Genomic DNA, 22130 nt, shown 5'->3' with positions numbered 1-22130 from the left:
TTTGAATGTGATCTGGCTGTCAGGCCAGTTGGTGTGAACGCAATTTGAACACGGTATCGCGAGCCAGTTGACGAATGGCCGCCCAGTCCTTGTCGGCTACCCGGTCTGCCGGTGTCAGCCAGGAGCCACCGACACACATGACATTGCTGAGAATCAGATAGTCAGCCGCGGTTTCCAGACGGATGCCGCCAGTGGGGCAGAAGCGGATATCGGGCAGAGGGCCAGCATAGGCCTTGAGTGCAGCAGTGCCTCCGGCCACTTCGGCAGGGAAGAACTTGAAGCGGCGATAGCCACGAGCATAGGCGATCATCAGCTCTGATATGGTCTGAACACCGGGCAGCAGCGGAATGTCGCTTTCGATCCCGTACTGCAACAGCTCATCGGTAGCACCGGGTGTCACGATAAAACGGGAGCCAGCATCGCAGGCGGTCTTGTACTGCTCTTGGTCCAGGACTGTGCCAGCACCGACATGGGCTTCGGGTAGTTTATCCGACAGCAGATGGATCGCATCCAGAGCGACTGGCGTGCGCAGAGTGACTTCAAGTACCGTCAGGCCGCCCTCAACCAGCGCTTCGGCGATTGGCAGGGCCTCTTCAAGCGTGTTGAACGTCAATACCGGAATCACCGGGCTCAGGGCGCACAGCTCATCTATCTGCTGGCTGGTCTGTGGAGAAAGTGTCTGTAGGCTCATATCAGATCCTGTAAAAAATGGCTTGTAAGTCCCTGTCTGCCCGCAGATCAGGGGTTCCAATAGATGGTAAGAGGCTGAGAAAGAAATATCCGGATAGGCATGTCGCGTTGTGTACCCGGCTGCAGCGCTTGTGTCAGGGTGTTGAGCTTATCCTCACCGCACAGGTGCAGGATATGCTGGCGACTGCGTAGCAAGCGATGAGGTGTCAGTGTCAGGCGTTGCCAGGGGGCGGTAGTTGGCTGCAGCAGCGCGCAATCCTGCTGGGTGGTGAGTGCTCCATCCAGCTCGTCGGAACAGGGAAAGAGTGAGGCCGTGTGGCCATCATTACCCATTCCCAGTATCACCAGATCAAACAGCTCGGGCAGGGCGTCAAGACGGGCCTGACAATCGGCCAGAATCGCATCATGCGAGAGGGCGTCATAACGATCCAGCCACAGCGGAATGAACTCAGCTGCCGCTGCCTTTTCTTGGAGTAACTGCTGAGTGATCAGTCCGGCATTGCTGTCCGGGCTTGCCAGTGGCAGACAGCGATCATCGGCCAGGGTGATCTGAGTTGCAGCCCAGTTCAGATCTTCTGTTCTTAACTGTTGAAACAGAGGGATAGGGGTGCGCCCTCCAGAAAAGGCAACGGCGGCCCGTCCCTGAGCTTTGATACCCGACTGGAGAATGGCCATGACCTCTTCGGCCAAGGCGACTGTCTGCTCTTCGCGGCTGTTAAAACAGCGTAGCCTGACCCCCTCGGGCAGCGGCAGCTCATTATGAGCAGTCATATCATTGATGCTCATGCCAGACCCTCCCATCGGTTGCCAACAGACGATCGATCGCCTCAGGGCCCCAGGTGCCGGCGTCATAAGGAAGGGGCGCTTCATTCATCTCCTGCCACTGATTCAGCAGTTGGTCGCACCATTTCCAGGCGTGTTCGATCTCATCGCGTCTGACAAACAGATACTGATTGCCCTGCATCACCTCCAGCAGCAGTCGTTCATAGGCATCAGGTACGCGCTCTATGCCGAAGGCCTGAGAGAAGCTGAGCTGAAGCGGTGCCTTGCGCAGCTGCATCCCCTTGTCCAGTCCCTGATCCTTGGTCAGGATCTGCAGGGCGATCCCTTCGTCCGGCTGCAGTTTGATGATCAGCTTATTATTGGCGAGCTGACGCTGCTCCGGATCGAAAATATAGTGCGGCTGCTGACGGAAATGGATGGTGATCTGCGACAGCTTCTCCGGCAAGCGCTTGCCGGTGCGCAGGTAAAAAGGCACGCCTGCCCAGCGCCAGTTACCGACCTCGGCGCGAATGGCGACGAAGGTTTCAGTGGAGCTGGCAGTATTGGCATCCGGTTCATCAAGATAACCAGGCACGGCTTTGCCGTCGATGCTGCCACTGGTGTACTGACCACGCACAACATGGCTGCCCATCAGTTCAGGCGTGATCGGTTTCAGCGCCTTGAGTACCTTGACCTTCTCATCACGGATGCTATCGGCGGACAGATCAGCGGGGGGATCCATGGCGACCAGACACAGCAGTTGCAACAGGTGGTTCTGCACCATGTCACGCATCTGTCCAGCCTGATCGAAATAACCCCAGCGACCTTCAATTCCGACCTTCTCAGCCACAGTAATCTCGACATGCGAAATATGATTCTGATTCCACTGGGTGCCGAACAGGTTGTTGGCAAAACGCAGCGCAATCAGATTCTGTACGGTTTCTTTTCCCAGATAATGGTCGATACGGTAGATCTGGGACTCGCCGAAGTAGCGTCCAACATCGGCATTGACCTGATGTGACGAGGCCAGGCTATTGCCGATCGGTTTCTCGAGCACAACACGGCAGGCGTCATTCAGGCAGCCTGCATCATGAAGATTGGCGCTGATCTGGCCATAGATGGAGGCTGGTGTGGCATAGTAGAAGACCCGCTCATGCTCGGGCTTGCTGTCCAGAAGATCCGCCAGCCCCTGGTAAGCAGCCGGTTGATCGAACGTCAGGCTCATAAACTGAATGCGATGGGTGAGACGTTCCAGCACCGGTTCAGTGAGTTCGCTCTGATGGATATATTTGAGCAGGTTTTCCCGGGTCTGGATCATGGCGCTGGCGTGGTCTGTATTGCGTGCCAGACAGATGATGCGGGTGCCATCACCGAGTAGCTCAGCACGCTCCAGTTGATAGAGGGCGGGCAGTAGCTTGCGCTGCGTCAGGTCGCCGAGAGCGCCAAAAAAGATCATGTCACAGGGTGTCTGTAGCTTAGGCATGCATAATAGCCTTTTTGTAGTTATTTGACATACATTATGGATAATAGAATGTCAAAAATGGTTAGTCAACCTTATTTATTTGCTAAATTTACCTAAATAAAAGGGTGTGAAGCGTTTTCTTGACTGGGTTTATCTGGTCAGTATGGGTGGTTATGGCTATTTTTTCACGCTATAGTCCTGAATAACCTGTTGATGTAGATAATTTACCTGGATAAGCGTATGAACGATAACCGCGGAAATCTGCTGGAAGAGATTCGTCAGCGATTGGAGACTCTGAATAAGTCTGAGCGCAAGGTGGCGACTGTCATCATGCGGGACCCTAACTCAGCCATACGTCTGACAATCACTGCATTGGCGCAGGAGGCGGGTGTCAGTGAGCCGACGGTCAATCGCTTTTGTCGAGGCTTTGATGAACGCGGGTATCCCGACTTCAAACTGCGCCTGGCGCAGAGTCTTGCCGGTGGCATGCCTTATGTGACGCGTAATGTCGAGTTTGATGACTCCACCGAAGAGTACACCGACAAGATTTTCTCCTCAACCATTGCGGCCATAGACAGTGCGCGCAAGACTCTGCGGCCACCGGTGATTACGCGTGCCGTGGACTATCTGAGTCAGGCCAAGCAGATCTTTTTCTTTGGTATGGGAGCGTCGGGTCCGGTTGCGCTGGATGCGCAGCACAAGTTCTTTCGCCTGAATATTCCGGTGATGGCCTATGAAGATGCGCTGATGCAGCGCATGGTAGCAGCGGGTGCGCATACCGGTGATGTGATCGTGATCATCTCTTATACCGGCCGTACCCGTGAGCTGGTCGAGATAGCGGGTATCGGGCGTGAAAGCGGTGCGACTGTAATCGGTATCACCACGGAGCATTCGCCGCTGGCGAAAGAGTGTACGCTGCTGCTATCGGTGCCGAGTCAGGAGGATACGGATATTTATATGCCTATGACATCACGCCTGATTCAGCTGACCATGCTGGATGTACTGGCCACGGGCGTGACGCTGCGAAGAGGAGTGGATTTTCAGCGTTATCTGAAGCGGATCAAGGATAGCCTGGCGCCGACCCGTTTTGCTAACGAGTGACGCCAGTTAATCCGTCAGATCAGGAGACTTTCTGACCTACCGTGATGATCTTCATCGTATTGGTGCCACCCTGAGCATTCAGGTAGTCGCCCTTGGTGATGATCACGCGGTCACCATCTTTCACGGCCTCGCGCTGAATCAATTCATCCACGGCGCGCTGATTGATCTCTTCCGGTGGCAGTTGATCCGCATAGAAGGGGATCGTCTGCACGCCGCGATACAGCGCCACGCGAAACTGGGTGTCTGCGCGACGAGACATCGCATAGATCGGCAGTGGTGAGCGGATTCGTGACATCAGGCGTGGCGTCAGGCCGGTTTCCGACATGCAGATGATCGCTTTCACGCCCTGCAGGTGGTTGGCGGCATACATCGCCGACAGCGCTATCGCTTCATCGATCTGCTGAAACTCTTCATAGATGCGGTGCTTCGACTTGTGCGTGATCGGGTGCAGTTCAGCACCGATGATGATGCGCGCCATCGCTTCCACTGCTTCGGTCGGGTAATCCCCGGCGGCAGTTTCGGCCGACAGCATCACAGCATCAGTGTAGTCCATCACCGCATTGGCCACGTCCGACACTTCAGCACGGGTCGGCATCGGGCTGTGAATCATCGACTCCATCATCTGTGTGGCGGTGATCACGATCTTGTTCAGAGCACGGGCGCGCGCAATGATATGCTTCTGCACCCCGACCAGCGTGGCATCACCGATCTCGACGGCCAGATCCCCACGTGCCACCATGACCACTTCCGAGGCGCGGATCACATCATCCAGGACTTCGTCATCGGCCACAGTTTCGGCGCGTTCGATCTTGGCCACCAGGCCTGCAGTGGAGCCGGTCGCTTCAAGCAGTGCGCGGGCTTCGTGCATATCAGAGGCATCACGCGGGAAGGAGACGGCGACATAATCCACGCCGATCTCGGCCGCGAGCTTGATATCTTCCTTATCCTTATCGGTCAGTGCTTTGGCCGACAGGCCACCGCCTTTGCGGTTGATCCCCTTGTTGTTCGACAGCTCACCGCCGATCACAACACGGGTGATCACCTGATCGCCTTCGACGGACTGTACTTCCAGCTCCACGCGGCCATCATCCAGCAGCAGGATATCGCCGGGGCGCGAATCGTTGACCAGTGCTTCGTAATCGATACCGACCCGCTCCACTGTGCCGGCATCTTTATCCAGTCCGGAATCCAGGGTAAAGATCTGCCCCTTTTTCAGCGTTACTTTTTTGTCCGCAAAGCGGGCGATGCGGATCTTTGGGCCCTGCAGATCGCCGAGCAGGGCGACATGACGGCCATGCTTGGCAGACAGTTCCCGAACCAGGCGGGCACGCTCGGCATGATCACGGGCTTCGCCATGGGAGAAGTTCAGTCGCATCACGTCAGCACCGGCGAGAATCAGGCGCTCAATCGCTTCAGGAGAGCTGGTGGCCGGGCCGAGTGTAGCAACTATCTTGGTACGTCTTAACATGTTCTGCTCCTCAGGCGGGTGCCTGTATCAGGGCGAGTGTGTTGTCGAGCATGCGATTCGAAAAGCCCCACTCATTATCGTACCAGGCCATGATTTTCACCAGGCGACCAGATACCTTGGTTTGTGAAGCATCGAAAATCGATGACAGGGGGTTGTGGTTAAAATCCACTGATACCAGTGGAAGATCATTGTAACCCAGTACCTGTGACGTTTTGCTTGCAGTTTCCAGCAGGCGGTTGACCTCTTCCACACTGGTTTTGCGCTCGGCGATAAAATTCAGATCGACCAGTGATACATTGATGGTAGGTACGCGCACGGCCATGCCGTCAAACTTGCCTGCCAGTTCCGGCAGCACCAGGCCGACAGCAGACGCTGCACCGGTTTTGGTTGGAATCATGGATTGAGTGGCTGAGCGGGCGCGATACAGGTCGCTGTGATAGACATCCGACAGATTCTGGTCATTGGTGTAGGCATGAATCGTGGTCATCAGGCCACTTTCGATACCGATCTCGCGCTGCAGCACCTGAGCCACGGGAGCGAGGCAGTTGGTGGTGCAGGAGGCGTTGGAGATAATCTGGTGAGACTGGCGCAGTGCCTGGTCATTGACACCAAAGACAACGGTGGCGTCGACATCTGTGCCGGGGGCTGAGATGATCACCTTTCGGGCGCCAGCTTCAAGGTGTGCCGCGGCTTTACTGCGGCTGGTGAACAGGCCGGTGCACTCGTACACAACATCGATGTTCAGTTCTTTCCAGGGTAGTTCGGCTGGGTTGCGCAGTGCACTGATGCTGATCTTGTCGCCGTTGACGATCATGGAGTCATTGTCGTGGCTGACATCGCCGCTGAATTGTCCGTGAACCGTGTCATACTTGAATAGGTGGGCGTTGATGTTGGCATCGCCCAGGTCATTGATGGCGACAACCTGAATGCGATCACGGTAGTTGTTTTCGTAAAGTGCGCGCAGCACATTGCGGCCGATGCGGCCGAAGCCATTAATGGCAACCCGGATAGTCATAATTCTGAAACCTCTGTGGTCAGTTTGTTCTATTTTTATTGGTAAATGTTACTTTATTTTTTCTTAAATACACAGCTTAAATGCAAAAAGATATGTAAAATTACCAAAATAAAGAGTTAAAATGGACCTATTACAATAAAGTCGGTTTCATCCGAGCGGGAGATCCTATGCACAGCAACGTCCAGGCCGTCACCGAGCGCATCATCGAGCGCAGTAAAACCACGCGTGCCAATTATCTGAGAAGCATGCAGGATGCGCAGGAGCAAGGTGTGCATCGTGGCGCACTGTCCTGTGGGAATCTGGCGCACGGTTTTGCGGCGTGTCAGGCGGATGATAAGAATGCGCTGAAAATGATGAATGCCGTCAACATCGGTATCGTTACTGCTTATAACGATATGCTGTCGGCACACCAGCCTTATGAAACCTATCCGCAACTGATCCGCGAGGCAGCTCGGGAGATGGGGTCCGTGGCGCAGGTTGCCGGTGGCGTACCGGCGATGTGTGACGGTGTCACTCAGGGGCGCCCTGGCATGGAGCTGAGTCTGTTCAGTCGCGATGTGATCGCGATGTCGGCTGCTGTGGCGATGTCACACAATATGTTTGATGCGGCACTTTACCTGGGCATCTGCGACAAGATCGTGCCGGGGTTGTTGATGGCCGCGTTGCGTTTCGGCCATCTGCCGACGATTTTTGTACCGGCTGGCCCCATGACATCCGGCTTGTCCAACAAGGAGAAAGCGCATATCCGCCAGCTCTATGCCGAAGGCAAAGTGGGTCGTGATGCGCTGCTGGAGTGCGAATCCAGTTCCTATCACAGTGCCGGTACCTGCACCTTCTACGGCACGGCGAATACCAATCAGATGGTGGTAGAGACGATGGGGCTGCACTTGCCGGGTGCTTCTTTCATCAATCCTGGCACGCCACTGCGTGATGCGCTGACGCGCGAAGCTGCACAGCAGGCGGTCCGCCTGACGCCCTCGAATGGGCGCTTCACACCGCTTTATGAAGTGATTGACGAGCGCACTATCGTCAATGGTCTGGTCGCGTTGCTGGCCAGCGGTGGCTCCACCAACCATACGCTGCACTTTGTGGCGATTGCCAGAGCGGCCGGTATCATCATCAACTGGGATGATTTCTCTGATCTCTCTGCTGTTGTGCCTTTATTGGCGCGGATCTATCCGAATGGATCAGCAGATATCAATCACTTTCAGGCGGCTGGCGGTACGGCGTTTCTGATTCGCGAGCTTCTCGGTGCCGGGCTTTTGCACGAGGATGTGATGACCGTGATGGGGCAGGGGCTGTCACGCTACACGCGTGAGCCTTTCCTGGAGGAGGGTAAGCTGGTGTGGCGAGACGGGCCTGTTGAGTCGCTGGACGCTACGGTACTGGCAACTGCTGCCGCCCCCTTCAGTGAGGATGGCGGGTTGAAAGTGCTGCATGGCAACCTCGGACGTGGTGTGATCAAGGTATCTGCCGTTGCGCCTGAACATCAGGTGGTTGAAGCGTCGGCCATTGTCTTTGAAGATCAGGATGAGCTGGCTGATGCCTTCAAGCGCGGTGAGCTGGAGAAGGATTTTGTTGCCGTGGTGCGCTTCCAAGGGCCTAAAGCGATCGGTATGCCCGAGCTGCACAAGCTGACGCCCTATCTGGGTACGCTTCAGGATCGCGGTTTTCATGTCGCGCTGGTGACTGACGGACGCATGTCGGGAGCCTCCGGTAAGGTGCCTGCAGCGATACATGTCTGGCCTGAGGCTTGCGAAGGTGGCCCGCTGGCACGTGTACGCAATGGTGATGTGATTCGTGTGGATGCCACCAAGGGCGTGCTGGAGCTCAAGGTCGATGAGCAGACGTTGGCTCAACGTGAGGTGGTGCTGCCGGTTGGGGTGGTGAAGCACCAATCGGGTATGGGGCGTGAGCTGTTTGCACCGATGCGCCACAGTGTTAACTGTGCGGAGCAGGGGGCGACGGTTTTCTTTCATCCTGAGGTGGATGCATGAGTCGTTATTCACTGGTAGCGGATGTCGGGGGCACTAACGCACGTTTTGCGCTGGTCGCTGAAGGCAGTCGCGCTCTGGAGCAGGTGCAGACACTCGCCTGTGCTGATTATGAAAATCTGGATGCGGCTTGCCTGGAATATTTCCGGCAGGCTGGGGTTTCGGGAATCACCCGAGCGAGTCTGGCATTTGCCTGTCCGGTTCAGGTTGAAACCATCCGCATGACCAACAATCACTGGGTCTTTACCCGCGATATGCTTCGCTCACGCTTGGGGCTTGAGCAGCTTGAGTTGCTGAATGATTTCACGGCGATGGCGCTGGGCATGCTGGAGGTCAGGTCGGATGAGCTGCAGGATGTCGGAGCAGGGCAGGGGCTGGAGGGCGCTCCCAGATTGGTGATCGGTCCGGGAACCGGGTTGGGTGTGTCGGCACTGGTACCGTCAGGTGGCAAGGACAATAGATGGATTGCGCTCGCAACCGAGGGTGGGCATGTCAGCTTCGCTCCGACAGATGAGGTCGAGGTTGAGGTCTGGCGCAGTCTCAAACAGCAGTTTGGGCGTGTTTCGGTTGAGCGTATTCTCTGTGGTCAGGGGCTGGTTAATCTGTACCGAGCGCTGGCGCAGTATCATCAGCAACCTTTCGATGAGCGCCTCACACCAGCCGATATCACGGCTGCGGGTCTGGCGGGTGGTTATGTAGGTGGTAGTCTTGCAGGTGATAGCCACGCAGGTAATAGCCACGCAGGTAATAGTCTTGCGGTAAATAGCCTCGCGGTCGAAACGTTGCAACGCTTCTGCCGTATCCTCGGTGAGCAGGCAGGAGATGCGGTACTGACGTTGGGTGCTCGCGGTGGTGTCTATCTGTGCGGTGGCATTCTGCCGAGGATGGCTGACTTTCTGCAGCAAAGTGCTTTTCGTCAAGGGTTCGAAGCCAAAGGGCGTTTTGAGGGGTATCTGCGAGAGGTGCCGGTCTGGCTGTGTACGGCAAAGCATCCGGGGCTGCTTGGCGCCGCCGCCGCACTGCGTTAAGAGACCAGGGATAAATGTACCTGACCCCTTTTCCTTCTATTCAGAGAGCGGGCAGACGCTCTTTCAGGTATGCCTCGTAATCCGGTACCTGATACTGATGGGCTTGCGACATCAGCGGTGAGCTGATCAGGAAGTCGGCTGAGCTGCGATTGCACGCTACCGGCACGTTCCAGACGGCTGCGATACGCAGCAGTGCCTTGACATCCGGATCGTGTGGCATTGCTTCGAAGGGGTCCCAGAAGAAGATGACCATATCCATCTCCATGGTCGTCAGCATTGAGCCAATCTGCTGATCACCACCGAGTGGGCCGCTGATCAGCTTGTTGATATCAATGCCCAGACCCTTCTCGAGCAGGTGCCCGGTAGTGCCTGTGGCAAACAACTTATGCTGGTTGAGTTGATCCAGATTGGTTCTGGCCCAGTCCAGCAGCTCTTTTTTCATGTTGTCGTGTGCAATCAGAGCGATGCGTTTGCTGGTTGGCATGGAGATGGTTTTGCGCTTCATTTTTTCACCTGCTCAGTTAAAAGCCGCTCAGTTAAAAGCCTGTCGATATCAGCTTTTATTGATCATTTTCGAGGTTTCCGCCAGTAGCTTGCGTTGCTGTTTGAAGTGACGGATCAGATTGCCGGTGGAAGCATCGTGCGCCAGCAGCTCCTTGTCTCCGGTCAGTTCCGGCAGTATCCGCTTGGCCAGTGTCTTGCCCAGCTCAACACCCCACTGATCGAAAGAGCAGATGTTCCAGATCACACCCTGTACAAAGATCTTGTGTTCATAAAGCGCAATCAGAGCCCCCAGTGTGCGTGGGTCCAGGCGCTGCAGCAGCAGGGTGTTGGTGGGCCTGTTGCCGTAATGAACCTTATGCGGAACGAGGCGCTGGATCTCATCTTCAGGCAGTCCTTTGCTTTGCAGATCCTCGCGTACCTCTTCGGCACTGATGCCGTTCATCAGGGCTTCTGTCTGAGCAAAGAAGTTGGCCATCAGATTGTCATGATGGCCAGGAACCGGTGTGCTGCTTTCGACGGTGCCGATAAAGTCAGCCGGCACGATGGTGTTGCTCTGATGCAGATACTGGTAAAAGGCGTGCTGACCGTCAATACCCAGTTGCCCCCAGATGATGGCGCCTGTCCTGTGTGGAACCGGTTCCCCCTTATGATCGATCGACTTGCCGTTACTTTCCATCTCCGCTTGCTGCAGGTAGGCTGAGAAGCGTGCCAGTGGCCAGTTATAAGGCAGAATCGCCTGCGACTGATAACCGAGAAAGGTGCTGTTCCAGATGCTGGTCAGTGCCAGGATCACCGGCGCATTTTGCTCCAGCGGTTCGTCACGGAAGTGGATATCCATCTCGTGAGCGCCTGTCAGCAGCTCCTCGAACTGGCGAAAGCCGAGGTAGAGTGCTATTGGCAGGCCGATGGCGGACCAGAGTGAGAAGCGTCCACCGACCCAGTCCCACATCTGAAAGCTGTTCTCCGGTTCGATGCCGAAAGCCTTGATCGCGTCGTGATTGCTGGAAACCGCGACAAAGTGTTTGCCGACTGCCCGCTCATCAAAGGCGGAGGACATCAGCCAGTTGCGGGCGGTGTTGGCATTGGTCATGGTTTCGCTGGTGGTGAAGGTTTTTGATGCCACCACGAAGAGCACGCGCTCAGGGTTCAGTGGGCGTAGTGTGTTGGCGATCTCGACACCATCGACGTTGGAAACAAAGTGCACACGGATACGGTCATCGGCATAGGGCTTCAGTGCCTGGGTGACCATACGCGGGCCAAGGTCTGATCCGCCGATACCGAGGTTGACGACATCGGTGATGCGTTTGCCTGAGTAGCCGCGCCACTGGCCTTTGCGTACCTTGTTGACGAAGCTTTTCATGCGTGCCAGTTCGTTGTTCACGGCAGGCATGACATTCTTGCCATCGACATAAACCGGTGTATTGGTTCGGTTGCGCAGTGCTGTGTGCAGTACTGAGCGGCGTTCAGTGATATTGATGCGATCACCCTGAAACATGCGCTGGCGCCAGTCATCGACCCTGGCTTCACGTGCAAGAGCCTGCAGCGCATTGATGGTTTCGTCATCAATCAGGTTTTTCGAATAATCCAGCAGAATGTTCTGCACGCTGAGTGACATCTTGTTAAAGCGACCCGGGTCGGCAGCAAAGAGATCTCGCAGATGGGTGCTGCGTGCTTTGTCAGCCAGTTGTTGCAGGTGAAGCCAGGCGTCGGTTTCGTAGATGTGACTCATAACTGGATCCTTTCTATTTATTGTCGATCAGGTGTAAGTATTATTGATCAGGTGTAAGCATTATTGATCGGGCCGGATAAGGTAGTGGTCGGGCCATTGGTAACTGTTGTGAGTTATTGGTTTTAATTTACTAAATTTACCAATTAAAATCACTATAAAACTTAAATCATGTAGATATTAACGTAAATTATACAATATTAATCATATTGAGCCGTAGTCTATTGCTTCTTGTGCTGAGGTTTCCTGCTCTGAGGTAAGGTCGGCCTGAGCAGCCAGACTTTTCGACTCAACGCTTGAAAAGTCTGGCACCGAGTACCAGCATGCAGGGGGTCAACAGAAGCGTCAGCAGCGTGGCAAAGCTCAGGCCACCGGCAATGGCGCTTGAAAGCTGTGTCCACCACTGTGTGGAGGGGGCTCCCAGACCAAGACTGGGTTCCAGCAGGTTGACGTTAATACTCAGTACCATCGGTATCAGGCCAAGGATAGTGGTAACGGCCGTCAGCAGTACTGGCCGCAGACGCAGACAGCCGGTTTCCAGTGCTGCCTCGTAGGCGTTCATGCCCTCGCTTCTCATCAGATTATAGGTGTCTATCAGAATGATGTTGTTATTCACCACTATCCCGGCCAGCGCAATAATGCCCATACCCACCATGACAATGCCGAAGGACTGGCCATTCAGCAGCAGTCCCAGCAACACGCCTGCGGTCGAAAACACTACGGCAGAGAGTACAAGCATTGTCTGATAAAGACTGTTGAACTGGATGACCAGAATCAGCATCATCAGAAACACGGCGACAATGAACGCACTGATCAGGAACTGTGCGGCTTCGCGCTGATCCGCATCCTCCCCGGCGATCCCGATTCTGACACCCGCTGGCAGCAGTTCATAGCTGTCGGAGAGGGCCTGCAACCGTTCATCCAGTCGATAGCCGTCAGCGATATCGGCCTTGACCGAGATCGCACGTTCACCATTGATACGATGCAGAGTACCTATCTTTGGCGCAGGCTCCAGTTCCACAAAATGGCTGAGCGGCACCTGGCCTCTGGAAGTGTTTAGGGTCAGGCGTGACAGTTGATCCACCGATCTCCAGTTGCCGGGCAGGCGGACGCGGATATCCACCTCATCTGCGGCATCTTCCGGTCGATAGGTGGCCAGCATCAGGCCATTGGTGATCAGTTGCACGGCATTACCGACACTCAGGACATCGGCACCCAGGCGCGCGGCGGCTTCGCGATTGACCCGAAAACGCCACTCGATACCCGGCAGTGTGCGGTCATCCTCTATATCGACAAATCCACCAAGGCGCTGCATCTCGCTGCGCAGTATCTCGACCCCTTGATTGATCAGCTCGGGCGTATCAGCACTGACCTGAAGATCCACCGGTTTGCCACCACCCGGTCCTTGCTCCTGTTCACGAAACTCCAGCACCACGCCATGGATATCGGCAGTCAGCTCGCGCATGTCATTCATGATCAGGCTGGCGGTGCGCCGCTCATGCCAGTCGATCAACTGGAACTGCAGGATACCGATCACATCGGTACCCATCTGGCCGGACGCGGCGGCAAAGGTACGGGCATAGAGTGCATCCACCTCAGGGAGATTGAGCAGGCGCCGCTCAACTCTTTGCATGATCTCATCCTTCTCATGAACTGAAAGATCACCTCTGGCGCGCACCTGCAACTGCAGGGTTTCCGGTTCGATATTGGGGAAAAACTCGACACCATGGTTGAAGCGGGCGTAACCGGTATAGATCAGGCCGATCAGCAGCATCATGCCTAAAAAACTGAGCAGTGGGCGAGACAGCATCGCACCAAGGAGTCTTCTGTAAGCACGCATCAGCAGGTTGGGTGCGTAGGCTTCCTTTGCCGGCAGGGCGCGGCTGGTGATGCGACCCATGGCGGGCAGAAAGATCAGGGCCATGGCCAGAGACGCGAGCAGACATAGAATGACGGTTGCCGGTAGATATTTCATGAACTCGCCCACCACGCCGGGCCAGAACAGCAGAGGAACAAATACCGACAGTGTGGTGGCCGTGGAGGCGATGATCGGCCAGCTCATGCGGCTGGCTGCACCGAGCCAGGCCTGATGCGGTGATTGCCCATCGCGCAGGTTGCGATCTGCCAGCTCACTGACAACGATGGCGCCATCCACCAGCATGCCGGCCACCAGTATCAGTGAGAATAAAACGATGATATTCAGGGTGAAACCGATCGCCCAGATCATCAGTATACCGGTCAGGAAAGCACCGGGAATAGTGATGCCGACCATCAGTGCCGAGCGCGGTCCCATGGTGGCAATGATCAGCAGGAGTACCATCACAACGGCGGTCAGTACATTGTTCAGCAGATCCTCAAGTATGTTTTCAACCTCTACAGACTGATCCATGATGGTATCGAATTCGACCCCTTCCGGCAGCAGAGGGCGGGCCTGCTCAAGTATCTGTTTGACCTGATCAATGGTGGCAATGATGTTGGCACCGGCACGCTTGCTGATTTCCAGCACCACCCCCGGCTGGCCATTGATGCGGGCAAAGCCGGTCGGGTCCTTGAAGGTACGCCGCATCACGGCGACATCGCCGAAGGTGACAACGGTATCTCCTTCCACCTTGATCGGCATGGACATGATATCTTCGAGGTTTTCAATCACCCCTGGTACTTTCATTGCCATACGGCCGGCACCGGTATCCAGTGAACCGGCAGCCACCAAACGGTTGTTGCGACTGACCAGCGTGAAGAGCTGGTTGTAGTCGATGTTGTAGCTGTCCAGAACCTGGGGGTTGACGATGATCTCGAGCATATCCTCGCGGTCGCCACCGATATCCACCTCCAACACTTCGGGGATGCCTTCTATCTCCTCCTTCAGGCGGCGGGCGATATAGATCAGCTCCTGCTCCTGCAGAGGTCCCGAAATGGCAATTGAAAGCACAGGGAAGAGTGCCACATTTATCTCATGCACCACCGGCTCATCTGCCTCAGCGGGCAGCTTGCTGCGTGCCGTATCCACTTTTTCACGCACATCCTGCAGCGCCTGACGCGGGTTGAAACCGGCATCAAACTCCAGCATCACCGAGGCGTGACTTTCACCAGCGGTGGAGGTCATCTTCTTGATCCCCTCCAGTGATCGAAGCTCCTGCTCCATCGGGCGCACCAGCAGCCTTTCGGCATCTTCCGGGCTGATACCGTCAAGACTCATTGAGACATAGATCATCGGAATGGTGACGTCCGGGTTGGCCTCCTTGGGGATGATCTGATAAGCCGTGAGGCCACCGACCAGCAGAAACAGGAAGGTCATCAGTGTTGCACGCCCCCGGTTGAGGAAGGCGCCGATCAGACGTTCCATATCAGCTGGACTCCCCGGATCGCCTGATCGCTTCCACCTGCTCACCTTCGCTGGCAAAACCTGCTCCGAGGGTGATCACTTCCAACTCGTTCGGTAAACCGCCGGCCCAGGCGCCTGTATTATCAATACTGAGCAGGCGCAATGGCATGAAGCGCACCCGCTGCTCCTCATCCACGGCATACAGGCCGGGCAGCCCATCATGATTGAGTGCCAGCAGAGCAGGCGAGATACGATGCGCCTGTTGCCGGGGCAGGGAGATTCTGACGGTGGCGCTGGCACCGGCTACTCTGAGGCGATCGGGATTTTCAATACTGGCTTCAATCCGAAAGCTGCGGGTACTGCTGTCCGCCATGCTGGCGATAAAGGTCAGCTTCCCCTTCAGCTGTTCGCCATTGAGCAGGGTGACCATGACATCCAGCCCCGGTGTCAGGTCAGCCACCTGCTGCTGTGGAATCTGTGCGGTCAGCTTGACTGTGTCGATATCCACCATGCGCATCAGCATCTGGCCCGCCTGCACATGATCTCCCTGCTCGACAGGTAATTCATCAATGATGCCGCTGAAGGGTGCTTCTATGCGGGTGTGCGCTAACTGCTGTCTGGCCAAGGCCAGTTCGGCACTGGCTGTCTTTGCAGCTGCATTAAGGCGCAGCAACTCGGTTTCTGACAGCAGGTTATCGCGTCTGAGGCGCTGCCCGGATGACAGTTCTGATTCACGTAATTTCAGGTTGGCTTCTGCCTTGGCGACTTCTGCGGGACGGTTCTCTTCAGCCAGTTGAATCAGAAGTGTCCCGGCGCTGACGGATCTGCCCTGTTCCACGGCTATCCTGTCAAGGGTGCCACTGATCTGTGAAGTGATCAGGCTGCTGCGAGAGGGTTGTATCTGGCCTTGTGCCACCAGTTCGGGGTGATAGGGTTGAGCAGTGAACAGTTGTGTTTCCACTCGCAATAAAGTGGCTTCTGTCACTTCAGGTGCTTCAGGTGCCACTGAATTGGCCTGCTGAATCGTACCGCTGCTGAGCCAGAGCGCAAGCAATACAAAGAGAATCAGCGCTGTCAGTACGGAACTGGCGCGATGCAAACGCTTTAACACCGGGTGTTGCATGGAAACATCCTGTTCAATGAAAGGCTTTATGACATGTAACATATCAATATGACAGCTGTTCTAAAATAGCACAGTGCAGGTTATATGGAGGTCCATATGGCATGATCCTGATCATACCCTTATGAGATTTCTCGCTGTTAGTGCTAAAAGTCATAGATGCAGACTTTTTATTTTGCCGGTTTGGGGGTATGTTCAGGTTTAACGAGATCAACTGACAGACAGAGGATGAAAATCGGTTATGGCAGCGCAAAAGTATCGACTGGTAACGCGCAGTGATTTTGATGGCCTGGTTTGTGCGGTGCTGCTCAAGCATCTGGATCTGATTGATGACATCAAATTTGTTCACCCAAAGGATATGCAGGATGGCAGTGTTGATATCACAGGTAACGATATCTCCACTAACCTGCCGTTCGTAGAGGGTGTTTATCTGGCTTTCGACCATCATCTGTCAGAAACCCTGCGCAATGAAAAGCGCGATAACCATATCATAGACCCGGATGCCCCATCGGCTGCCCGAGTAGTATGGAAGCATTATGGTGGGCACAGCGTCTTTCCGGTGGAGTGGGATGAGATGATGGAGGCCGTGGATAAGGGTGACTCTGCTCAGTTCACGCCTGATGAAGTGCTGAATCCAACCGGTTGGCCGCTGCTGAACTTTCTGATGGATGCGCGCACCGGGTTGGGGCGTTTTCGTGAGTTCCGTATTTCCAACTACAATCTGATGATGGATCTGATCGATTACTGCAAGAATCACACGATTGAGCAGATCCTGGATCTGCCGGATGTGCGAGAGCGTGTGGATCTCTATTTCGAGCAGGAGAAAAAATTCAAGGAACAGATCAGCCGTTGTGCAACCGTGCACGGTAATCTGGTTGTGCTGGACCTGCGTAACGAAGAGAACATCTGGGCGGGTAACCGCTTTGTGATATATGCGATGTATCCGCAGTGTAATATCTCTATACATGTGCTCTGGGGATTGCAGAAACAGAACACCGTTTTTGCCACCGGTAAGTCTATTTTCGACCGCAGTTCAAACACCAATGTCGGTGAGTTGATGCTGGGTTACGGTGGTGGAGGCCATCATGCGGCTGGTACCTGTCAGGTTGAAAATGACCAGGCAGTCAAGGTATTGCAGGAGTTGATCACCCGTATCAATTCCGATGGTTGATAGTTGAATCAGTGTTGCCCTGATGTGTGATCGGAGCTGTCCGGGCAACCCAGCGAAAGCCTGCAAACGGTGCTGATTCTCGCGTAATTTCGGTTTAAAACGCTGCAGGCTGCTGATTCAACAAAAAAAGAGTGCAAGGATTGTATTTAGAAAAAACAGGTGTATTATGAAATTCATCGGATATATACCGGTCAATATCTGATGTTTGATTCGATGGTTTGCCATCGGTTTGTAGCCGGGTAAACCAGTTTAATGACTGGAATAGAGTTATACAGATTTTGATGCTAGAAAAAAATCGTGGGTATCTGCCCACTTGCAAAATTGAAACAGCCAGCCTGTTCATCCCTACAGTTCCATACCGGCACCTGCTGCCGATATGTTGCACTCTTCGTTTGAACTCCGCTCAATCGAACATCCGGTCACTCATGTCTGATGCACCATCGTTTTACAGTCATGCAGTATTCATGGAACTGAAGCAATTTTTTCTTAGCCTTAAGTGTAACGAAGCTGATTCAGATCGTGTAGCCCGCCCGTCTGTCTGCAAGATGACAGACCGAGATTTGTTGGCTGCATAATCAAAACAGAGTTCAGCATTCCGGGGTGTATGACACGCCTGAATGCCGGAACGGTAAGTGGTCTGAGGTTGCCCCTCAACCCTTACCATGATCCAGAGCAAAACGTATTTCGGTCAGTGAATACTGCTGGGGCGTGAAGTGAAAAGGATCAAACTCAATTTGGGATCGGATTTTCCGGTCTTTTAGAAAAATGCCACTCGATGGCAAAGACGTAAAAGTAAGAGGCAAAACATGTCACAGCTCGTTACCGGCACCGTTAAATGGTTTAACGATGAAAAAGGATTTGGTTTCATTCAGCAGGAAAACGGTCCGGATGTATTCGTACACTTCCGCGCTATCAACGGAAATGGCCGCCGCTCACTGCAGGAAAATCAGCAAGTAACATTTGAAGTCGTTCAGGGTCAGAAAGGTCCTCAGGCTGAAAACGTCACTGTAGTCTGAAGAAATTTTCCTGAAAAGACAGTGAGTGCAAGGCATCCACTGTCTTTTTTCTTTTATGAGCCGTGTCAGCTCAATCCATCAGATCAACTCAGCTTCCCGCGCAGAATCCTGACCGCCTGCATCATGTTGTCCAGGCAGGGTATCACTTCGTCCCAGCTTCTGGTTTTCAGTCCGCAATCGGGGTTTACCCAGAGGCGCTCAACTGGAATATAGTGTGCAGCCTTCTCGATCAGGTTCACCATCTCCTCAATGGCAGGAATATTCGGGCTGTGAATATCATATACGCCCGGCCCGATTTCGTTCGGATATTCAAAATCGATAAAGGCTGACAGCAGCTCCATATTGGAGCGGCTGGTTTCGATAGTGATCACATCCGCATCCATGGCAGCTATAGAGCCGATAATATCGTTGAACTCCGAATAGCACATGTGGGTATGTATCTGTGTGTCATCACCTACACCACTGGCACTGACGCGGAATGCGCGTGCGGCGTATTCAAGATAGGCTGCCCATTCGCTGCTGCGAAGGGGCAGACCTTCACGAAAGGCCGGTTCATCAATCTGTATTGCGGCGATGCCTGCAGCTTCAAGATCACAGACTTCGTCACGCAGTGCCAGCGCAATCTGCAGACAGGTGGTTTCACGTGGCTGGTCATCACGCACAAACGCCCATTGCAGCATTGTGACAGGGCCTGTCAGCATCCCTTTCACCGGTTTCTCTGTCAGTGACTGGGCATAGCGAGTCCAGTCAAGGGTCATGGGTGCGTTGCGCTGAACATCACCATAGATAAAAGGTGGTTTGACGCAACGGGAGCCATAGGACTGAACCCAGCCGAACTGCGTGGTGCCATAGCCCTGCAACTGTTCACCGAAATATTCCACCATGTCGTTACGCTCGGCTTCGCCGTGGACCAGCATATCCAGTCCCAGTTCCTCCTGACGCCTTATGCACAGTTTTATCTCATCCTTGATGGCTGCTGTGTAGTTGGCTTCATCCAGTTTGCCACTCTTGAAACCGGCGCGGACACTGCGAATGCCCTGAGTCTGTGGAAAAGAGCCGATGGTGGTGGTTGGCAGAGGTGGCAGTTGCAGACGCTTGTGTTGCTGTCTGGCACGCTCGGGATATATGGATTCACGCTCGCTGTCTTGATGGCTCAGGTTTGCTACACGCTGCTGCACCGCAGGATTATTGACCCGCTCCGACTGTCGCCGCGCGGTGATCGCCTCGGCATTGCGCAGCAGTTGATCCTGACCCTTGCCCTGCAGGCCCAGGCGCAGTGCCTTGACCTCTTCAAGGCGTTGAACGGCAAAAGCCAGCCACTGTTTCAACTCGGCATCCAGTCTGGTTTCTGACTCCAGATCTACCGGGCTGTGCAGTAAAGAGCAGGAGGGGGCTATCCAGAGCCTGCTGCCCAGTTTTACCGCCAGAGGTTTCAGCTTTTCCAGAATCCGGTTCAGATCGCTGATCCAGATGTTGCGCCCATCAACGGCACCGACCGAGAGTACCTGGTCCGATCTGATGGTTGCAGCCGCTTTCAGAAACTCATCGCCACCGCGAACGGCATCCAGATGAAGCCCTGCAACAGGCAGTGACAGGGCCAGATCCAGGTTCTCTTTCAGCGAGCCGAAATAGCTGGTCAGCAGTATCCGGGGAGGAATACGGTTGATCTCGGCATAGGCGAGGCGGTAGGCATCCTGCCAGTCTGCATTAAGCTCCAGCACTAGTGCAGGTTCATCTAGCTGTACCCACGCCACGCCGATATCAGCCAGTTGACTGAGCAGTGCCTTGTACTGCTGCAGCAGGGCAGGCAGAAGAGAGAGCTTATCGAAGCCTTCCTGATCGCATTTCGACAGCCACAATAGCGTCAGCGGACCGATCAGAACTGGTTTGGGTTGATAGCCCAGTGCGCGTGCTTCGGTGATCTCTGCCAGCAGCTTGGCTGGATTGAGGGTGAACTGCTGACTGCTCGACAGCTCAGGTACCAGATAGTGGTAGTTGGTGTCGAACCACTTGGTCATCTCGCAGGCGCGTGTGGCACCTCCGCTCGGTGCACGTCCACGCGCCATGCGGAAGTAGTTATCCAGTTCATTGTCGGCGCTCTGGTGCTGAAAACGTGAGGGCACAATACCGAACAGCAGCGCGTGATCCAGTACCTGATCATAGAGTGAAAAGTCATTCACCGTTACCAGATCAAGCCCTGCCTGATGCTGGATCTTCCAGTTCTGTGCTCGCAGGCTGGCCGCCTGAGTGTGAAGCTGCTCGGCACTGAATGTGCCATTCCAGTAACCTTCCAGAGCCTGTTTGAGCTCACGTTTTGGTCCGATGCGCGGAAATCCGAGCGTATGTAAACAGGTCATCCTGTCCTCCTCGTGATAATAATGGATATGTAAAACACAGGAGTAGTATGAAGTGAATTCAAAGTGAATAAAATTGATATTAATTCAGATTATGATGCATTAAATTCACTATTGTGTGGCCAGCCCCTGTACATAGTGCAGGGGCTGGTGCTCAATAAGCGCAGGAACAGGAAACAGTTCAGGAAGCCGGTTCAGAAAACAGAGTCAAGACATGCCAGCAGTGCGCGGCGTTGCTCATCAAGCTGGGGTTCAGTGGTTGAGATGATCTCGATGCGTGAATCACGACGCCATGCCAGAGACTGGGTAGTACTGTCACTGCCAACACGGTTGTAGCTGATCCAGCGCTCACTGCCTTGCAGTGCAGCCTTGACCCGGACCGCCCCGGAGATCTGATCCATCCACTGTGTCACGCGGGTCAGATCAAACCGGTCATCAACATGGAATACCCAACCGCTGCTGTAGTAACCATCGCTATGCCCGGTCAGATTGACCGGTTGCCCTGGTTTGGGTTGTATCTGAGTCGTTTGGCCATGAGCATCGCTGTGATCGTGATCGTGATCGTGATCGTGATCGTGATCGTGATCGTGATCGTGATCGTGATCGTGATCGTGATCGTGTGAATGAGAAGGGTTGTGCGAATGAGAGTGAGCGTGTGGCTCGTGCTGACCTTTTCGCTGCGCCTGTTTTTGCTGTTGCACAGGCTGCTGGCCGGGAAACACCTGCTCCAGTTGCTCGTTACAGACCAGATCCAGCAACGCGGCAGGAAAAACGCCATATTCAGTGCGCACCACCGACTGCTTGGGCGGGAAGAGTGCTCGTGAGCGTCTTTCGGCTTCCTGAACAAGTTCGGCCGGGCGTAGATCGCATTTATTCAGCACTATCACATCCGCCAGCGTCAACTGATCCGAGAAAGTCTCATGAGTCATGATCTGCGGATGCTCCAGTACGCCGGGATCCAGCAGGCAGATGATACTGCGCAGATCTATCACGTCGCAGAAGGAGATCCCTTTCAGGGTATCCACTATCCCGCTGGGATGACCCAGTCCTGTCGGTTCGATCAGCAGGCGGTGCGGTTTGGCACGGCGCAGCAGCATCGCCAGGTTGATGGTCAGCGCAGGCCCCAGGGCGCAGCAGACACAGCCGCCCGCCAACTCCTTGATAAACAGCCCATCCTGATCTGGAATCAGTGCTTCATCGAGGCCGACCTGCCCAAACTCATTAACCAGTATCGCCCAGCGCTCATCCTCCGGTTTGGTTTGCAGCAGATGATTGATCGCTGTGGTTTTGCCTGTTCCCAGAAAACCGGTGATGATATTGGTGGGTACCTTTTCAGGCACCGGACGATAGCGTTCGGATGTGGTTTGGGCGTCAGACACAATAGAGCCTTATTTGTG

Annotated in this window: 16 protein-coding genes; 5 read left to right on the top strand and 11 right to left on the bottom strand. The window is 54.6% G+C overall.

Translation table 11 applies throughout. The features are described 5' to 3' along the window. Window positions 1-19: 19 nt before the first annotated feature. The 3 genes from F7R27_RS08150 to zwf are packed head-to-tail and all read right to left on the bottom strand — an operon-like array spanning window position 20 to window position 2935. On the bottom strand, window positions 20-691 hold the full coding sequence (locus tag F7R27_RS08150; protein ID WP_151703759.1) for a bifunctional 4-hydroxy-2-oxoglutarate aldolase/2-dehydro-3-deoxy-phosphogluconate aldolase: 672 nt from the start codon (window positions 689-691) through the stop codon (window positions 20-22). 47 nt (window positions 692-738) lie between these two features. Further along, entirely contained in the window at window positions 739-1476 is a 738-nt protein-coding gene (gene pgl, locus F7R27_RS08145) for a 6-phosphogluconolactonase (RefSeq protein WP_168927459.1), read from the bottom strand. Further along, window positions 1463-2935, bottom strand: coding sequence for a glucose-6-phosphate dehydrogenase (gene zwf / locus F7R27_RS08140; protein WP_151703757.1), 1473 nt, complete (start codon window positions 2933-2935; stop codon window positions 1463-1465). Before zwf ends, pgl begins: the two co-directional genes overlap by 14 nt. Before the next feature lie 219 nt (window positions 2936-3154). Between zwf and F7R27_RS08135 the strand changes: the two genes are divergently transcribed. Beyond that, window positions 3155-4015, top strand: a complete 861-nt coding sequence (locus F7R27_RS08135) for a MurR/RpiR family transcriptional regulator (protein WP_151703756.1) — start codon at window positions 3155-3157, stop codon at window positions 4013-4015. 19 nt (window positions 4016-4034) lie between these two features. On the opposite strand, the gene pyk is transcribed toward F7R27_RS08135, so the two are convergent. Continuing rightward, window positions 4035-5483 carry a pyruvate kinase gene (gene pyk, locus F7R27_RS08130; protein ID WP_151703755.1) on the bottom strand — a complete coding sequence of 483 codons (1449 nt, stop codon included), beginning with the start codon at window positions 5481-5483 and terminating at the stop codon, window positions 4035-4037. A gap of 10 nt (window positions 5484-5493) precedes the next feature. Next, window positions 5494-6498, bottom strand: coding sequence for a type I glyceraldehyde-3-phosphate dehydrogenase (gap, locus tag F7R27_RS08125; RefSeq protein ID WP_151703754.1), 1005 nt, complete (start codon window positions 6496-6498; stop codon window positions 5494-5496). Between the two features lie 167 nt (window positions 6499-6665). Between gap and edd the strand changes: the two genes are divergently transcribed. After that, the gene (edd, locus tag F7R27_RS08120; RefSeq protein WP_151703753.1) at window positions 6666-8495 is read left to right on the top strand and encodes a phosphogluconate dehydratase; all 1830 of its coding nucleotides are present in this window, start codon (window positions 6666-6668) and stop codon (window positions 8493-8495) included. Further along, on the top strand, window positions 8492-9520 hold the full coding sequence (gene glk / locus F7R27_RS08115) for a glucokinase (protein WP_151703752.1): 1029 nt from the start codon (window positions 8492-8494) through the stop codon (window positions 9518-9520). Before edd ends, glk begins: the two co-directional genes overlap by 4 nt. A 40-nt stretch (window positions 9521-9560) precedes the next feature. On the opposite strand, the gene F7R27_RS08110 is transcribed toward glk, so the two are convergent. From F7R27_RS08110 to F7R27_RS08095, 4 genes are all read right to left on the bottom strand, one after another. Further along, entirely contained in the window at window positions 9561-10025 is a 465-nt protein-coding gene (locus tag F7R27_RS08110) for a methylglyoxal synthase (protein ID WP_151703751.1), read from the bottom strand. 48 nt (window positions 10026-10073) lie between these two features. Next, on the bottom strand, window positions 10074-11753 hold the full coding sequence (pgi, locus tag F7R27_RS08105; protein WP_151703750.1) for a glucose-6-phosphate isomerase: 1680 nt from the start codon (window positions 11751-11753) through the stop codon (window positions 10074-10076). A 286-nt stretch (window positions 11754-12039) separates the two neighbouring features. Continuing rightward, window positions 12040-15093 (bottom strand): efflux RND transporter permease subunit, encoded by a 3054-nt coding sequence (locus F7R27_RS08100; protein ID WP_151703749.1) that lies wholly within the window; start codon window positions 15091-15093, stop codon window positions 12040-12042. A 1-nt stretch (window position 15094) separates the two neighbouring features. Continuing rightward, entirely contained in the window at window positions 15095-16195 is a 1101-nt protein-coding gene (locus tag F7R27_RS08095) for an efflux RND transporter periplasmic adaptor subunit (RefSeq protein ID WP_168927458.1), read from the bottom strand. A 238-nt stretch (window positions 16196-16433) separates the two neighbouring features. Between F7R27_RS08095 and F7R27_RS08090 the strand changes: the two genes are divergently transcribed. Next, window positions 16434-17363 (top strand): exopolyphosphatase, encoded by a 930-nt coding sequence (locus tag F7R27_RS08090; protein ID WP_151703747.1) that lies wholly within the window; start codon window positions 16434-16436, stop codon window positions 17361-17363. 806 nt (window positions 17364-18169) lie between these two features. Further along, window positions 18170-18379: a cold-shock protein gene (locus tag F7R27_RS08085; RefSeq protein ID WP_151703746.1), complete on the top strand. Its 210-nt coding sequence runs from the start codon at window positions 18170-18172 to the stop codon at window positions 18377-18379. Window positions 18380-18462: 83 nt separating this feature from the next. On the opposite strand, the gene metE is transcribed toward F7R27_RS08085, so the two are convergent. Both metE and F7R27_RS18595 read right to left on the bottom strand, forming a co-directional pair. Then, window positions 18463-20736 carry a 5-methyltetrahydropteroyltriglutamate--homocysteine S-methyltransferase gene (metE, locus tag F7R27_RS08080; RefSeq protein WP_151703745.1) on the bottom strand — a complete coding sequence of 758 codons (2274 nt, stop codon included), beginning with the start codon at window positions 20734-20736 and terminating at the stop codon, window positions 18463-18465. Window positions 20737-20927: 191 nt separating this feature from the next. Then, on the bottom strand, window positions 20928-22112 hold the full coding sequence (locus F7R27_RS18595; protein ID WP_168927457.1) for a CobW family GTP-binding protein: 1185 nt from the start codon (window positions 22110-22112) through the stop codon (window positions 20928-20930). Window positions 22113-22130 lie beyond the last annotated feature (18 nt).

It is taken from the genome of Nitrincola alkalilacustris, assembly GCF_008973755.1.
Lineage (GTDB): Bacteria > Pseudomonadota > Gammaproteobacteria > Pseudomonadales > Balneatricaceae > Nitrincola > Nitrincola alkalilacustris.
This window is presented reverse-complemented; position numbering and strand designations above follow the sequence as displayed.